Consider the following 14,213-nt stretch of genomic DNA (forward strand, 5'->3'; position numbering starts at 1 on the left):
GGCAGCGCAGCCTTTTTCAACGACGTTTACTTACCACCTGCTCGATCCACGGCAGCAAGAGTTTTGCCACGGCGGCAAAGGCGGGAACCACCACCGAGTTGCCAAACTGGCGATAAGACTGGGTGTCCGAGACCGGAATACGGAAGGTCTGCGATCCGGGCTGCTCGAAGCCCATCAACCTTGCGCATTCACGCGGCGTCAGGCGGCGCGGTCGGCGCTGCTGGTTGTCGGCGTTATCGAAATCCTGCTCGCCTAACGCTTTATCCCAGCCGCGATCGATAAGGATCTCCGACCCATCTTTGTAATAACGCGCCGAAAGCGTGCGTACCACGCCATTTTCAAGCGCCGGGTCCACCAGCCCGTAACCAAAACCGTTGCCACGCGCCTGGTGTTTCTTGGCATACTGATAAAGATATTTCCACAGGGTGGGCGAGAGAATATATTTTTCCTCCACCGGGCTATCAAGCAGCGCTTTTAACGGGATCCGCTGCTGCGGATAAAGTGCAGGTAGTGCACTAAGGCTGAAGGCGGGCAGTTGGAGATCGCGACGAAAACCAACCAGAACGATACGCTCACGGTGCTGCGGCAAAAAATGCTTGCCGTCAACGATCTTCGGATCCTGCGGCCCGACGACGTCGGCATCCGCCACCTCGTAGCCCAGCTCATCCAGCGTGGACATAATAATACGGAAAGTTTGTCCTTTATCGTGGCTTTTCAGATTTTTGACGTTTTCCAAGACAAAAATAGCCGGCTTTTTAGCCGTGATAATGCGCGCGACATCAAAAAACAGCGTTCCCTGTGCTTCACATTCAAAACCGTGCGCACGCCCCAGCGCGTTTTTCTTCGACACGCCCGCTAGCGAGAAGGGTTGGCAGGGGAAACCGGCCAGCAGCACGTCATGATCCGGTACCTGCTGCTGAATATGCTGGTAAGCCTGCTGCTCATCGACCTGCGGGTTGCCGCTCAAAGTAACATCGCGGATATCTTGGTTAAAAACGTGTTGTTTTTCATCACAATACCAGTTGGCTTTGTAGGTCCGCACCGAGTGCTTGTTCCATTCACTGGTAAAGACGCACTGACCGCCAATCTCCTCGAAACCGCTGCGTATGCCGCCAATCCCGGCAAACAGGTCGATAAAGCGAAACGCATAATCAGGATGATGTGCGGGAGGTGCGGGCAGCATACTGCCCAGCATACTGACCTCAGCCTCGGTCAGGGTGGTGCTCCTGCTGCCTTTTATCCAGCGGTTGACGGACTCACGCGTCCACTCGCGCTGGCTGACCTTGCGTAACGTTGCCGCCACGGTTTTCTGATCGTAAATTTCCAGCACGCGCAGTAAAAGCTGCCGGTCCTGTTGTTCTTTGTGCTGTGCCTGCACTCGCGCCTGTTGGGCCAGTTCGGCAGCCACTCGGTCAAAGTCGCTCATAATCACTCGGTAAATGGGATAAATGAGTGACAGCATATCACTTCAATGACACATGGCCAGGATAATTCATCCCTGACGTGATGAAGGGTAATGACAGCACCGCAGGGTGCTACTACAATGGTGCGGTTTTCTTAATAGTATTGGAACTGTTCCCATGAGCGCACCACAACGCGACCTGCTGACGCTGCCCAACGGCGCAAAAAAACTCCTGCTGCACTCCTGCTGTGCTCCTTGCTCCGGCGAAGTGATGGAGGCCATACAGGCATCCGGGATTGACTACACGATTTTCTTCTATAATCCGAATATTCACCCGCAGAAAGAGTATCTGCTGCGTAAAGAAGAAAACATTCGTTTTGCTGAACAGCACGGTGTCCCCTTTGTCGATGCCGACTACGATACGGACAATTGGTTTGAACGTGCGAAAGGCATGGAGATGGAACCAGAACGCGGCGTGCGCTGTACCATGTGTTTCGATATGCGCTTTGAACGTACCGCTCTCTATGCATGGGAAAACGATTTCCCGGTCATTTCCAGCTCCCTGGGCATTTCGCGCTGGAAAAATATGCAGCAGATTAACGACTGCGGTGACCGCGCAGCCGCCCCCTATCCGGGCATCAGTTATTGGGACTATAACTGGCGCAAGAAAGGTGGTTCTGCCCGCATGATTGAGATCAGCAAACGTGAACGTTTCTATCAGCAGGAATACTGCGGCTGTGTGTACTCGCTACGCGACACCAATCTGCATCGTAAAAGCCAGGGACGTCCGTTAATCAAACTAGGCGTGCTCTATTACGGTGATGATCAGGCGGAATAGCCTGAAGAAATTTGCCTTTACGGCAGATATATCACCGTTTTAGCCCTTCCCCATTTAGCTGTAATATCAGTGACATAATGGCAACCAATACTCTCATTTATTTTTCGGGATGTATTATGTCACTGTTAACGATTTCCCCCCTGCTCCGTCTGCTAAAGCGCCCATCTCTAACACTCTGTTTCCCCGTCTGGCTAAAAAGTCTGCGCGGAGGATTTATCCTGTTCTTGGTTATTTTTGGCCTGGTTCAGGGCGTCAGTATTCTGCTACTCACCCGCCTGGTGAACACGACCAGCACCAATATTGCCGAAGCACATCAGCTGTCGCATCGCCAGGCCTTACTGGATAAAACCCGCAGTGAACTGCTTAGCGCAAGTGATAACAGCCACCGCGCGGGCATATTTCTTATGCAGGATAATCAGACCGGCTCGGTTGACAGCTGGAAAAGCCTGGCCGAAGCCGCGCAGCTCTCTCTAAACCGCGCACGCCAGCTGTTTGAGCAATATCCCGTGGCAGCAGACAGCCCACTGACGCAGAACTTTATGCTGCTTGCAGATGGGCTTCAGGAACAACTGAAAGGGCTAAACGCCAAAAATATTGACGCTTTCTTTATGGTTCCCATGCAGGCCTTTTCGCAACAGTTCAATGAGGCGTACTACCAAACGTTGGCGCAGGCCAACCAGCAGTCTGCTGATTTGAATCGACTGACTCTTTCCTCACTGACCAACAACCGCAATCTGGCAATGGCCATTTCAGCCCTGTTGGGAACCTTGCTGCTGCTGGGTGGCGCAATGTTACTGCGCGGGGTTATTTTGCCGCTGGATCGCGTTTCTGAGTGGCTGGCGCAGATTGCCACCGGGGATATTTCACACCGGCCAGGCGGGGGCGGTTTTCAGTCGACCGAAATTAACCAGTTGACGGCAAGCATTGGCGCGATGCAGCGGGGATTACAGCACATTGTTGGGGAAATCAATACCATCTCTGGCGCGGTACATCACAGCGCCGGATGTATGGCTCAGCAAAATGACGAGTTCAGCGCCCAGCATCAGCAGCAGATACTGGCGTTCAATCATATCAGCCAGCGTCTCAACAGGGTGGCGCAAGAAGTCGGTCATAGCGTTGAGTTTACGCACCACGCCACGCGCGAAGTACAGGCCGCTGACCTTCTGGCGCAGCGCTGTGGCAAAGTTGTCGCGTCGGTTGAAACACAGATGCACCAGATTGTTGCTGCGTCCGGTGAAATCGCCAGTTTCGTCACCTTACTGGAAGGGATTTCTCTGCAAACCAGGCTGCTGGCGCTGAACGCAGCGATTGAATCTGCCCATGCGGGCGTCTACGGGCGCAGTTTCTCCATTGTGGCAAAGGAGATTGGCCTGCTGTCCGAGAAGAGTAGCGCCTCAACGCGAACCATTGACGGACTGATAGATAATACCCATCAGCATATCAACAGCGGTTTTCATCAGGTTCAAACGTTGGATGGGTTGTATCATCAGATTGCCACTGCCGTGACGGGCGTTGTCAGTTTACTCAATGAACTTCAGCAGAATGCTGATGCGCAGAGTCGGCGAGTCAATGCTGTCGCACAGGAGATTGCCCAGCTGAATCAACAGGCCAAAGAGAGCGAGCGCTTAACGCACCGCAGCGCTGAAACGTCTGAATTACTGGTTAGTCATGCCGCAAGATTGGCACGTAGCGTGAGTCAGTTTGTTCTGTAAACGATGAGATTGCGTCCCTGTAACCGGGGACGCCGAGTAGGGAAACGATCTGTTGACGGTAAAAATTGTTAACGAGCAAATTCAGCCAGCACGCTTTCGTCCAGCGCGTCAAAATCCCCTTTCAGTTCCGCACACAGTTTCGCCATATACGTCACCAAAAAATCAGCATTGTATTGGGCAAGGCGCTTCCCTTCTGCCGTTTGCATCGTTTCCGGTAGCTTGAGGAGTTTTTTTTGAAAATGATCTAATGTCCATTGCGCATCGTCCAGCGGACGTTCACGACCAAGCGGATCGCTGCTGTCGAATAGTGCACGCCCCAAGGCCCCAGAGACGTAAAATACGCGCGCAAGGCCAATCGCCCCCAGTGACTCTAGCCGATCTGCATCCTGAACGATTTTTGCTTCGATGGTTTCAGCCGCCACTTCCGCACTGAAACTATGTGCATGGACGGCATGCGTCACTGCATCAATTTTATCAGATGGAAACTCAGGAAATACCTGCTGTAAAATGCGCCGGGTCTCAACAGCAGCCTGTGCAGAGGCAAGATGACGCTGCGGATGGTTCTTCGCCAGGTTAACAATATCGTGGAAATAGCAGCCGGCCATTACCACCAGCGCATCGGCCTCCGTGCTTTGCAGGATGCGCTGCGCGGTTTGCCAAACCCGCTTGAGGTGAGCCACATCATGGGCTTTATCATCATGCTGCCAGCTTTCATTTAGCCAGTGTTCAAAACGTGATTGCCATTGCATCAGCGTCATGGACTTCTCCTTATTGTTTACACTTTTGAGATGTCATTAGTGATTACCCATTTGCAGCCGGTAGCCATGTCGACGGCATAAGTGAGATCCACATCAAACTTATAACGTTTGTTCGTGGGTTAGCACATCAATTTTTTTACGTTAACGCTTTATTTCAGCCGTTTCCGCCCGGCTATGTTCATGCAGGACAACCCTTTTCTCTGATGAAATGATGCAACGGTCAATAAAAGGTTACTGGTTAGAATAATCATTTATATCAATCACCTGTACCGATTTTGTCGCGACCCTAATCCTGTTCCCGACATCAGCCAACTCTTATTTTCACCCTCAGGCCCGGTGTTGCTATAAAACATGTCACTGATGACATATCGTAATTTCTCTATGTGCTATGCACGAAAGGTGACAGTTCACCGACGACAAACCTTTTATTGCTTATCGATTCAGCAGCGTTTTAAATAGCCCGCAGTGAAGATGAGTCAAACATTGACGCCAGCTTTATGTCAAACGGGAGCGAGGAGAGATGATTAAGTGGCCGTGGAAAAGTAAAGACGATGCGCGGGACGCCGAACTGCCCTGGCAACAGGCGCTGGACATACCGTTACTCTCCACCCTTAGCGCGGCTGAAAGTCAGGCGTTGTGCCAGCTTGCCGCGCGTTTTTTACGCCAGAAAAGCCTGATCCTGTTGCAGGAGTTGGAGCTGGATCGGTTAAATCGCTGCCGCCTGGCGTTATTGTTCTGTCTGCCGGTGATAAACCTGGGCTATGACTGGCTGGACGGTTTTCATGAAGTTCTGATTTACCCTTCTCCCTTTGTGGTCGACGACGAATGGCAGGATGAGTTTGGTTTGGTACACCGTGAGCGCATAGTACAGGCCGGTCAGAGCTGGCAGCAGGGCCCGATTGTCCTCAACTGGCGGGATATACAAGATTCCTTTGACCGTTCCGGCTATAACCTGGTCATCCACGAGGTTGCGCATAAACTGGATGCACGCGGCAGTGGCGAAGCGAATGGTGTGCCGTCTGTTGCGCTGCGCGACGTCGCTGGCTGGGAACACGACCTGCGCGCCGCGATGATGCAGATTGGCGATGAAGCAGATATCGTCGGGGAAGACGCCGCCAGCATAGATCCCTATGCGGCCAGCGAGCCGGCCGAATGTTTCGCCGTGCTCTCCGAGTATTTCTTTAGCGCCCCGGAACTGCTGGTAGCCCGTTTCCCGGCGCTATACCGGCGTTTCTGCCAGTTTTATCGCCAGGACCCCTGGCAGCGTCTACAGCAGTACCACACGACCTCAACCGCTCAGTAATCAAGCGGATTGATTTAAACGCAGCCAGTTGAAAACCAGTCTGTTTTTTACGGTTGACAGTCAGATAGCGGATCGCTAATATTCGCCTCGTTCACACGATTCCTCTGTAGTTCAGTCGGTAGAACGGCGGACTGTTAATCCGTATGTCACTGGTTCGAGTCCAGTCAGAGGAGCCAAATTTAAGAAACCAGATGCCTATGGGCGTCTGGTTTTTTGCTATTTGGCTGTTGCCCCCCTTCCCAACGCCTGAAAACGTCTGCTAAAAATCCCCCGAAGCGATACCCTTTTGCTGGTAAAGCCGGTTCGGTGTTCTTTTTACCCGCATTTGAAGATCGCGCTCTCAGGCCATTAGCCGCAAGTATAAACCGTCCTTTTTGTCCATTGTGCAATATTGATATGGAGCACGGTGCAACAATAAGAAAGGAAAAACCTATCAAACAAGTTGATTAATCCAGATAGCTCCTATCGTCATCGGCCGTTATGCTGGCTTCATCAATGAGAGTGATGGAGCCTTAAGATGAGTACGCATAATACGAATGATAGCGCTGCTGGAAAATGCCCTTTCCATGCCCAAAAAGAGGAAAAAAGCGTTCTGGCCCGAGGTGCTGGTGGTGGAACCAGTAACCGTGACTGGTGGCCCGAGCAATTACGTGTCGATTTATTAAATCAGCACTCAAACCGCTCTAACCCACTCCATGACAGCTTCAGTTATCGCGAGGCGTTCAGCAAGCTCGACTATCCTCAACTCAAAGCCGACCTCAAATCGCTGCTAAACGACTCGCAGGAGTGGTGGCCCGCCGACTGGGGCAGCTATATTGGCCTGTTTATCCGCATGGCCTGGCACAGCGCCGGGACTTACCGCACCGTAGATGGTCGTGGCGGCTCCGGTCGCGGTCAGCAGCGCTTTGCTCCCCTTAATGCCTGGCCGGATAACGTCAGTCTGGATAAGGCACGGCGTCTGCTATGGCCGGTGAAACAGAAGTATGGTCAGAAAATATCCTGGGCCGACCTCTATATTCTGGCCGGAAATGTGGCGCTGGAAAACGCCGGTTTCCGTACCTTTGGCTTCGCCGCCGGACGCGAAGACGTGTGGGAGCCTGACCTCGATATCAACTGGGGTGACGAGAAAGAGTGGCTGGCGCACCGTCACCCGGAAAGCCTTGCCAATGCGCCATTAGGCGCGACGGAGATGGGGCTTATCTACGTTAACCCGGAAGGCCCTGAAGCCAGCGGTAATCCGGCATCAGCCGCACCGGCCATCCGCGCCACCTTTGGTAATATGGGGATGAATGATGAAGAGATCGTCGCCCTCATCGCCGGTGGCCACACGCTGGGTAAAACTCACGGTGCTGGTGAAGCCAGCCATGTTGGCGTCGATCCGGAAGCGGCTCCTCTTGAATCTCAGGGGTTGGGCTGGACGAGCAGCTACGGCAGCGGTTCAGGCGCAGACGCCATCACTTCCGGGCTGGAAGTCGTCTGGACGCAAACGCCAACCCAGTGGAGCAACTACTTTTTCGAGAACCTGTTTAACTATGAGTGGGTTCAGACCCACAGTCCGGCAGGCGCGATCCAGTTCGAGGCTCAGGATGCACAAGCGTCAATCCCCGATCCTTTCGATGCGAATAAGAAGCGCAAGCCCACCATGCTGGTGACCGATTTGACGCTGCGTTTCGACCCGGAGTTCGGCAAGATCTCCCGGCGTTTTCTGCAGGACCCGCAGTCGTTCAACGAAGCCTTTGCTCGCGCCTGGTTTAAGCTGACCCATCGAGATATGGGGCCAAAAGCGCGTTATCTCGGCCCTGAAGTGCCGAAAGAAGACCTGATTTGGCAAGATCCGCTGCCTGCCCCGATTCACCAGCCTTCACTCGGTGATATCAACGATGTGAAGTCAGCGATTGCCCAGAGTGGGCTTTCAGTCGGTGAACTGGTGTCGGTTGCCTGGGCTTCCGCCTCGACTTTTCGCGGCGGTGACAAGCGCGGCGGTGCCAACGGTGCCCGCCTTGCGCTGGCTCCACAAAAAGCGTGGCCGGTCAATGCGATTGCCAGCCGTGCTCTGCCGCAGCTTCAGGCGATACAGCAGGCATCCGGTAAAATGTCGTTAGCGGATACCCTGGTGCTGGCGGGCGTGGTGGGGATTGAACAGGCAGCAGCGGCTGCGGGTGTCACTATTGCAGTGCCATTTACCGCCGGCCGTGTCGATGCGCGTCAGGAGCAAACGGATATCGATTCTTTCGAGCTGCTACAGCCGCTGGCGGATGGCTTCCGCAACTACCGGCGCATCACCGACGGGCCATCCACCGAGACGCTGCTGATTGATAAGGCACAGCAGCTGACGCTCAGTACGCCGGAACTGACCGTGCTGGTCGGTGGGCTGAGGGTGCTGGGTACTAACTTTGATGACAGCCAGCACGGCGTGCTCACCGAACGGGCTGGCGTACTCAGCAATGACTTTTTTGTCAATCTGCTCGATATGCGCACCGCCTGGCGTGCCGCCGATGACGCCGCCGAGCTGTTCGACGGTTACGACCGCAAAACAGGAGAAGTCAGGTACAGTGCCACACGCGCCGACCTGGTCTTTGGCTCTAACGCCATCCTGAGAGCCGTGGCAGAAGTTTATGCCTCTGCCGATGCCCGACAGAAATTTGTCACCGACTTTGTCGCAGCTTGGGACAAAGTGATGAATCTCGATCGCTTCGATATACGCTAAACAAGCCCCCGGTAAGCACGGCTTACCGGGGGTTTTCTTCACCTTGCCTCTCTTCTTTATTGTCACATCGCGCCGACTCTGGTCGCTCATACCATCCGCTGCCGCCTTCCCGTTCTACCAGCACTCCCAGCGCTAACAAAATGCGAATAAATTTCACAACGAGACATAGCCTGTGCTATATCTTATAGCAATTGCTATTTAAGACGTATTTTTAAGCACCTCGGGAGAAATTCATGTCATATCTGTATCGATTAAAAGGATGGCTTTGTGCCGCCATCCTCGCCACGTTACCCCTGCATACCGCGGTGGCACAGGATAAATTTAAGGTCATTACCACCTTTACCATCATTGCCGACATGGCGCAGAACGTGGCCGGAGAGGCGGCAGAAGTCGCCTCAATCACCAAACCCGGCGCGGAGATCCATGAATATCAGCCCACCCCCGGCGATATTAAACGTGCCCAAGGCGCGCAGCTGATCCTTGCCAACGGCCTTAGCCTGGAATTGTGGTTTAAACGCTTTTATCAACACCTGTCCGGCGTGCCGGAAGTCGTGGTGTCCGACGGGGTTATTCCTATGGGCATCAGCGAAGGCCCCTATAGTGGTAAACCAAATCCCCACGCCTGGATGTCGCCGAAAAATGCGCTGATCTATGTGGATAATATTCGCGATGCGCTGGTGAAATACGATCCGGCCCATGCCGAAACCTATCGCCAAAATGCGGCCGCCTATAAGGAAAAAATCAGCGCCACTATCGCCCCGGTGCAGCAGGCACTGGCACAACTGCCCGCAGAAAAACGCTGGCTGGTCACTAGCGAAGGCGCATTCTCTTATCTGACGCGCGATTTCGGTTTGCAGGAACTCTATTTGTGGCCGATCAATGCCGACCAGCAGGGAACGCCGCAGCAGGTGCGTAAAGTGATCGATAAGGTCAGGCAGTACAAGATACCGGCCGTATTTAGCGAGAGTACCGTCTCCGATAAGGCCGCGCGCCAGGTTGCGCGTGAAACCGGCAGCCATTATGGCGGCGTGCTGTACGTTGATTCGCTCAGTGCCGCAGATGGCCCGGTTCCGACCTATCTTGATCTGCTGCGCGTCACCAGTGAAACCATTGTTCACGGCATTCAACAAGGGTTAGCAAAGTGAGCATCAACGCCGTACAGCAGAATGGCATTAAGGTGGATAACCTCACGGTGACCTATCGCAACGGGCACACCGCCCTGCGCGATGCCTCATTACAGGTTCCCACCGCCAGTATCACTGCGCTACTGGGCATCAACGGCTCCGGGAAATCGACGCTGTTTAAGGCCATTATGGGGTTTGTCCCGCTCTCTGCCGGAACGATTGACCTGCTCGACCGGCCGTGCCACAAAGCGCTGAAAAACAACCTGGTCTCCTATGTGCCCCAGTCCGAAGATGTCGACTGGTCGTTTCCGGTACTGGTTGAAGACGTGGTGATGATGGGTCGCTATGGCCATATGGGCATGCTACGTATTGCGCGTGACGAAGACAAACGCCTGGTCACTGCCGCCCTGGAGCGAGTTGGCATGTCCGACTTCCGTCGTCGTCAGATCGGCGAACTGTCCGGCGGCCAGAAAAAGCGTGTCTTTCTCGCTCGCGCCATCGCACAGCGTGGTCAGGTGATCCTGCTGGATGAACCCTTTACCGGTGTTGACGTCAATACCGAGCAGCAAATTATCAACCTGCTGCATGAGCTGCGCGACGAAGGGCGCACCCTGCTGGTTTCAACCCATAATCTGGCCTCCGTCAGGGATTATTGTGATCACACGGTTATCGTCAAAGGCACGGTGCTGGCCTGCGGCCCTACGGCCACCACCTTTACCCGCAGCAACTTGGAAAATGCCTTTAGCGGCGCATTGCGCGATCTGACATTCAGCGATGCTGAGGATCCTCCTGCCCTCTCTCTCGTTGAGGGGAACCGCTGATGGCATGGCTGACTGAACCTTTCCACTATCAATATATGCTGAACGCAATGTGGGTTTCAGCGCTGGTGGGCGGCGTATGCGCTTTCCTTTCTTGCTACCTGATGCTAAAGGGCTGGTCACTGATTGGCGATGCACTGTCACACTCAATAGTGCCGGGAGTGGCCGGGGCCTATATGCTGGGGCTGCCTTTCGCCCTTGGGGCTTTTCTCTCCGGTGGTCTGGCAGCGGGCAGCATGCTGTTTCTTAATCAGCGAACACGTCTGAAAGAGGACGCGATTATCGGGCTAATCTTCTCTTCTTTCTTCGGCATTGGGCTGTTTATGGTTTCTCTGAACCCCACTTCGGTGAATATTCAGACAATCGTACTCGGCAATATTCTGGCCATTGCCCCGGAAGATATTCTTCAGCTCGCCATTATAGGCTTCACCTCGCTGCTGATATTACTGATCAAGTGGAAAGACCTGATGGTGACCTTCTTTGATGAAAATCATGCCCGCTCGGTGGGCCTTAACCCAACGCGCCTGAAGCTGCTATTTTTCACCCTGCTGGCGGCCTGCACCATTGCCGCCCTGCAAACCGTCGGCGCTTTTCTGGTTATTTGCCTGGTGGTCACCCCCGGCGCTACCGCTTATCTACTGACCGACCGTTTCCCTTCACTGCTGATGATTGCGGTCGCCATCGGTAGCATCACCAGCTTCTTTGGCGCATGGATAAGCTACTACCTTGACGGCGCGACCGGCGGCATCATCGTGGTGGCGCAGACGCTGGTGTTTCTCATCGCATTTGTATTGGCCCCTAAGCACGGGCTACTGGCACGGCGCAGACGTGTCGCCCACTCCTCACAGGAGGCCGTATGAATCTGACTGCACTGCTGCTGAGCCCGTTTCAGTTTGATTTTATGAATACCGCGCTGGCTATCTCGGTGATTGTCGCTATCCCCTGTGCACTGCTTTCCAGTTTTATGGTGATTAAAGGCTGGTCGCTGATGGGCGATGCCATGAGCCATGCGGTGTTTCCCGGCGTGGTGCTGGCCTGGATCCTCGGCATTCCTCTGGCCATCGGGGCATTTTGTGCCGGGCTGTTCTGCGCGCTGGCGACAGGCTACGTGAAGGAAAACAGCCGCATCAAGCAGGATACCGTGATGGGTATTATCTTCTCCGGGATGTTTGCCGCTGGTCTGATCCTCTATATCTCGGTGAAATCCGAGGTGCATCTCGACCATATTCTGTTCGGCGATATGCTGGGTATCTCAACCAGCGATATGCTGCAAAGCGCAGCGATTTCCTGCGTTGTTGCACTGGTCATTGGCATGAAATGGCGCGACTTAGTGCTGCATGCTTTTGACGCGCAGCAGGCGAAAGCATGTGGTTTGAACACAACGCTACTGCACTACGGCTTGCTAAGCATGATTGCACTGACCATCGTCGCCACGCTAAAAGCCGTGGGGATTGTGTTGTCCATTGCGCTGCTTATCGCCCCTGGCGCCATTGCCATTCTGTTAATGCGCACTTTCTCATCGGTGATGATCTGCGCATTACTGTTGGCAATTACGGTCTGCTTTAGCGGCACGTATCTGTCATTCTTCCTTGACAGTGCCCCCGGCCCAACCATCGTGGTGCTGTTTGCCCTGATCTTTACCGTGGCATTTATTTATTCTCTGCGCCGCGAGCGCAAGGTACTTTTGACCTGATAGTCAGGTACGGCGTTGAGAGCAGATGCCGTACCTGCTTATTTGACGAATATGTTCACCGAGGTGGTGATAAAAACAGATCTTTGGCAATGGGTACGCTGCCTGACATCAATGAAATTCAAGCTAAAATGTTTAGCAAATCATCAGGTTGCTGCAAACAACAGCAGTCAATGACCCGGCGCCACTTTTTCCGTTGACACTTATCCATAAGATTATTATTATTCGCCCCGTTCACACGATTCCTCTGTAGTTCAGTCGGTAGAACGGCGGACTGTTAATCCGTATGTCACTGGTTCGAGTCCAGTCAGAGGAGCCAAATTTAAGAAACCAGATGTCTACGGGCGTCTGGTTTTTTGCTTTCTATTCACTGATGCCCCCTTACCCAACGTCTACACACATCCGTTCAACTTCACTCGAAGTACACCCTTTTGCTGGTAAACAAAGTGGTAAACCGCTCAAGCTAACTGACGGATTCGGCCTATACCTGCTGCGACATCCCAACGGATCAAAATATCAGAAAATGAAACAATCCAGCCGTTAAAAAAACTATCCCCCGAGCGAAGTTACGCATTGTGAAAAATCGTAAAGACCCGGTTTATTAATATTTAACGCATAGTCGATAGCACGAATAGCGCCGTTAACCGCTGGCAATAAAGAGAACGTACGATGGGTGATTTCCAGCGTTTCATCCTGCCAGTGAAAAACCACATGGTGATCGGCCACACCTTGCCCATACCTCAGCGTTTCAATTTTAGCGTCCAGCATCGCGGCGAGACGCCGGGCTGTTCCTCCTGGCCGATCCTGTTTAATACTGGCATGACGATCGATTATCGTCTTTTCACATGCTCCACAGTGCTCATTAGCGAATAAAGACAGCCTGGCTTGTAACAACGCCCCCTGCGCCAGGTTAGTCGCAATAATGACCGGCAAATCTTTAGCCGCTTCTCTGATATATGCCTCGTCGGCTTCCTCCCTGCCCGATGTCGCGAATATCACCGCACAATTAAAACGCCTGGCAAGTTCAATGGTTTTTTTTGTTGCGCTATGGTGTGCACATTCAAAAATAACCTGCGGTGGTGAATGAAAAATATGTTGATGACTGCTAACCAGTAGCGATAAATCGTAATTTTTTTTCTGTAGAACCGTACAGGCATGATTCCCTAGTCGCCCCGTAAAACCCACGACTCCCACTCTTATATGCTTCATTCCGTCTCCTGATATGGCCTTATTACGGCATATCTCTTAAATTATTGAGCATCATTTTTGCAATGAAATTCGAATTATCATTATCAGAATCGGCCAAATATTTCGCCACAGAGTATTGATCATCAATACTTCTGTTCTGGTTCAGTTGGGCTTTTTCTTGAACATCGGTGACGGATAATCTGAGGCCGACAATCCGTCCCAACAAGCGCTCTAAACGCTCAGGTTGCAGATTAATCTGACTGGGTTGCGCATACCTTTTTTCAAAGTGCATGACTGTTTTTTGCATCAGGGCCAGAAGTGCAGAGCGCTCCTGAATAATTTCAATAGTGACCCGTAATACGCTCATCACGTAGTTCCATGTGGGCGCATTAACCGGAGAACTATACCATTGAGGTGAAACATAAGCATGCGGGCCCATAAAAAGCAGGTGAGCCTCTTTCTGCTGCTGTAAAACTTTCCAGTGTGAATTATCTGCGGCCATATGCGACAAAAGAACTAAAATTTTTTGATCCGATTTATCCTGTAAAAAGGGAAGCGCCGTAGTTATCAGTCTGTTTTCCTGATAACTCAGCAGGCATCCTAACACTTCACTACCTACTAGCTCAGATGTAAAATTTTCACATGAAGGTTTGAACTCATTTGGAATGTACAT

The 14,213-nt window shown here is 52.7% G+C and carries 12 protein-coding genes and 2 tRNA genes; 10 read left to right on the plus strand and 4 right to left on the minus strand.

The window, feature by feature from the left end; genetic code table 11:
* Window positions 1-16: 16 nt before the first annotated feature.
* Entirely contained in the window at window positions 17-1,426 is a 1,410-nt protein-coding gene (locus EPIR_RS10510; RefSeq protein WP_048697491.1) for a DNA cytosine methyltransferase, read from the minus strand.
* Between the two features lie 154 nt (window positions 1,427-1,580).
* Here EPIR_RS10510 and EPIR_RS10515 point away from each other — a divergent pair, with 154 nt between their 5' ends.
* Window positions 1,581-2,240 (plus strand): epoxyqueuosine reductase QueH, encoded by a 660-nt coding sequence (locus EPIR_RS10515; RefSeq protein ID WP_023655377.1) that lies wholly within the window; start codon window positions 1,581-1,583, stop codon window positions 2,238-2,240.
* Window positions 2,241-2,356: 116 nt separating this feature from the next.
* Window positions 2,357-3,952: a methyl-accepting chemotaxis protein gene (locus EPIR_RS10520; RefSeq protein WP_023655378.1), complete on the plus strand. Its 1,596-nt coding sequence runs from the start codon at window positions 2,357-2,359 to the stop codon at window positions 3,950-3,952.
* Window positions 3,953-4,020: 68 nt separating this feature from the next.
* Here EPIR_RS10520 and EPIR_RS10525 read toward each other — a convergent pair whose 3' ends face one another.
* Window positions 4,021-4,710, minus strand: a complete 690-nt coding sequence (locus EPIR_RS10525; RefSeq protein ID WP_023655379.1) for a phosphohydrolase — start codon at window positions 4,708-4,710, stop codon at window positions 4,021-4,023.
* Between the two features lie 520 nt (window positions 4,711-5,230).
* Between EPIR_RS10525 and mtfA the strand changes: the two genes are divergently transcribed.
* From mtfA to EPIR_RS10565, 8 genes are all read left to right on the plus strand, one after another.
* Complete coding sequence (gene mtfA / locus EPIR_RS10530; RefSeq protein ID WP_023655380.1) at window positions 5,231-6,013, plus strand: DgsA anti-repressor MtfA; 783 nt, start codon at window positions 5,231-5,233, stop codon at window positions 6,011-6,013.
* Between the two features lie 100 nt (window positions 6,014-6,113).
* Window positions 6,114-6,189 (plus strand) — tRNA-Asn (locus tag EPIR_RS10535).
* Between the two features lie 341 nt (window positions 6,190-6,530).
* The gene (gene katG / locus EPIR_RS10540; protein WP_023655381.1) at window positions 6,531-8,720 is read left to right on the plus strand and encodes a catalase/peroxidase HPI; all 2,190 of its coding nucleotides are present in this window, start codon (window positions 6,531-6,533) and stop codon (window positions 8,718-8,720) included.
* Between the two features lie 233 nt (window positions 8,721-8,953).
* Entirely contained in the window at window positions 8,954-9,865 is a 912-nt protein-coding gene (locus EPIR_RS10545) for a metal ABC transporter substrate-binding protein (RefSeq protein WP_023655383.1), read from the plus strand.
* Window positions 9,862-10,665, plus strand: coding sequence for a manganese/iron ABC transporter ATP-binding protein (locus EPIR_RS10550; protein ID WP_023655384.1), 804 nt, complete (start codon window positions 9,862-9,864; stop codon window positions 10,663-10,665). Before EPIR_RS10545 ends, EPIR_RS10550 begins: the two co-directional genes overlap by 4 nt.
* Window positions 10,665-11,522 (plus strand): iron/manganese ABC transporter permease subunit SitC, encoded by an 858-nt coding sequence (gene sitC / locus EPIR_RS10555; protein WP_023655385.1) that lies wholly within the window; start codon window positions 10,665-10,667, stop codon window positions 11,520-11,522. The genes EPIR_RS10550 and sitC overlap by 1 nt, the downstream gene beginning before the upstream one ends.
* Window positions 11,519-12,355 (plus strand): metal ABC transporter permease, encoded by an 837-nt coding sequence (locus EPIR_RS10560; protein ID WP_023655386.1) that lies wholly within the window; start codon window positions 11,519-11,521, stop codon window positions 12,353-12,355. The genes sitC and EPIR_RS10560 overlap by 4 nt, the downstream gene beginning before the upstream one ends.
* A 240-nt stretch (window positions 12,356-12,595) precedes the next feature.
* Window positions 12,596-12,671, plus strand: a tRNA-Asn gene (locus tag EPIR_RS10565).
* A gap of 230 nt (window positions 12,672-12,901) precedes the next feature.
* Here EPIR_RS10565 and EPIR_RS10570 read toward each other — a convergent pair.
* Together EPIR_RS10570 and EPIR_RS10575 are read right to left on the minus strand one after the other, a co-directional pair.
* Window positions 12,902-13,561: a dihydrodipicolinate reductase C-terminal domain-containing protein gene (locus EPIR_RS10570; protein ID WP_023655388.1), complete on the minus strand. Its 660-nt coding sequence runs from the start codon at window positions 13,559-13,561 to the stop codon at window positions 12,902-12,904.
* Between the two features lie 22 nt (window positions 13,562-13,583).
* Window positions 13,584-14,213: an FMN-binding negative transcriptional regulator gene (locus tag EPIR_RS10575; protein ID WP_072066030.1), complete on the minus strand. Its 630-nt coding sequence runs from the start codon at window positions 14,211-14,213 to the stop codon at window positions 13,584-13,586.

This window comes from Erwinia piriflorinigrans CFBP 5888 (genome assembly GCF_001050515.1).
GTDB classification, from domain to species: domain Bacteria; phylum Pseudomonadota; class Gammaproteobacteria; order Enterobacterales; family Enterobacteriaceae; genus Erwinia; species Erwinia piriflorinigrans.

Excerpts from the sequence above, each read along its gene's own strand:
- EPIR_RS10525 (WP_023655379.1), bottom strand. The coding sequence starts at position 4,710 with ATGACGCTGATGCAATGGCAATCACGTTTTGAACACTGGCTAAATGAA.
- EPIR_RS10520 (WP_023655378.1), top strand. The coding sequence starts at position 2,357 with ATGTCACTGTTAACGATTTCCCCCCTGCTCCGTCTGCTAAAGCGCCCA.
- EPIR_RS10545 (WP_023655383.1), top strand. The coding sequence starts at position 8,954 with ATGTCATATCTGTATCGATTAAAAGGATGGCTTTGTGCCGCCATCCTC.
- EPIR_RS10575 (WP_072066030.1), bottom strand. The coding sequence starts at position 14,213 with ATGTACATTCCAAATGAGTTCAAACCTTCATGTGAAAATTTTACATCT.
- sitC (WP_023655385.1), top strand. The coding sequence starts at position 10,665 with ATGGCATGGCTGACTGAACCTTTCCACTATCAATATATGCTGAACGCA.
- EPIR_RS10510 (WP_048697491.1), bottom strand. The coding sequence starts at position 1,426 with ATGAGCGACTTTGACCGAGTGGCTGCCGAACTGGCCCAACAGGCGCGA.
- EPIR_RS10560 (WP_023655386.1), top strand. The coding sequence starts at position 11,519 with ATGAATCTGACTGCACTGCTGCTGAGCCCGTTTCAGTTTGATTTTATG.
- EPIR_RS10570 (WP_023655388.1), bottom strand. The coding sequence starts at position 13,561 with ATGAAGCATATAAGAGTGGGAGTCGTGGGTTTTACGGGGCGACTAGGG.
- katG (WP_023655381.1), top strand. The coding sequence starts at position 6,531 with ATGAGTACGCATAATACGAATGATAGCGCTGCTGGAAAATGCCCTTTC.
- mtfA (WP_023655380.1), top strand. The coding sequence starts at position 5,231 with ATGATTAAGTGGCCGTGGAAAAGTAAAGACGATGCGCGGGACGCCGAA.
- EPIR_RS10515 (WP_023655377.1), top strand. The coding sequence starts at position 1,581 with ATGAGCGCACCACAACGCGACCTGCTGACGCTGCCCAACGGCGCAAAA.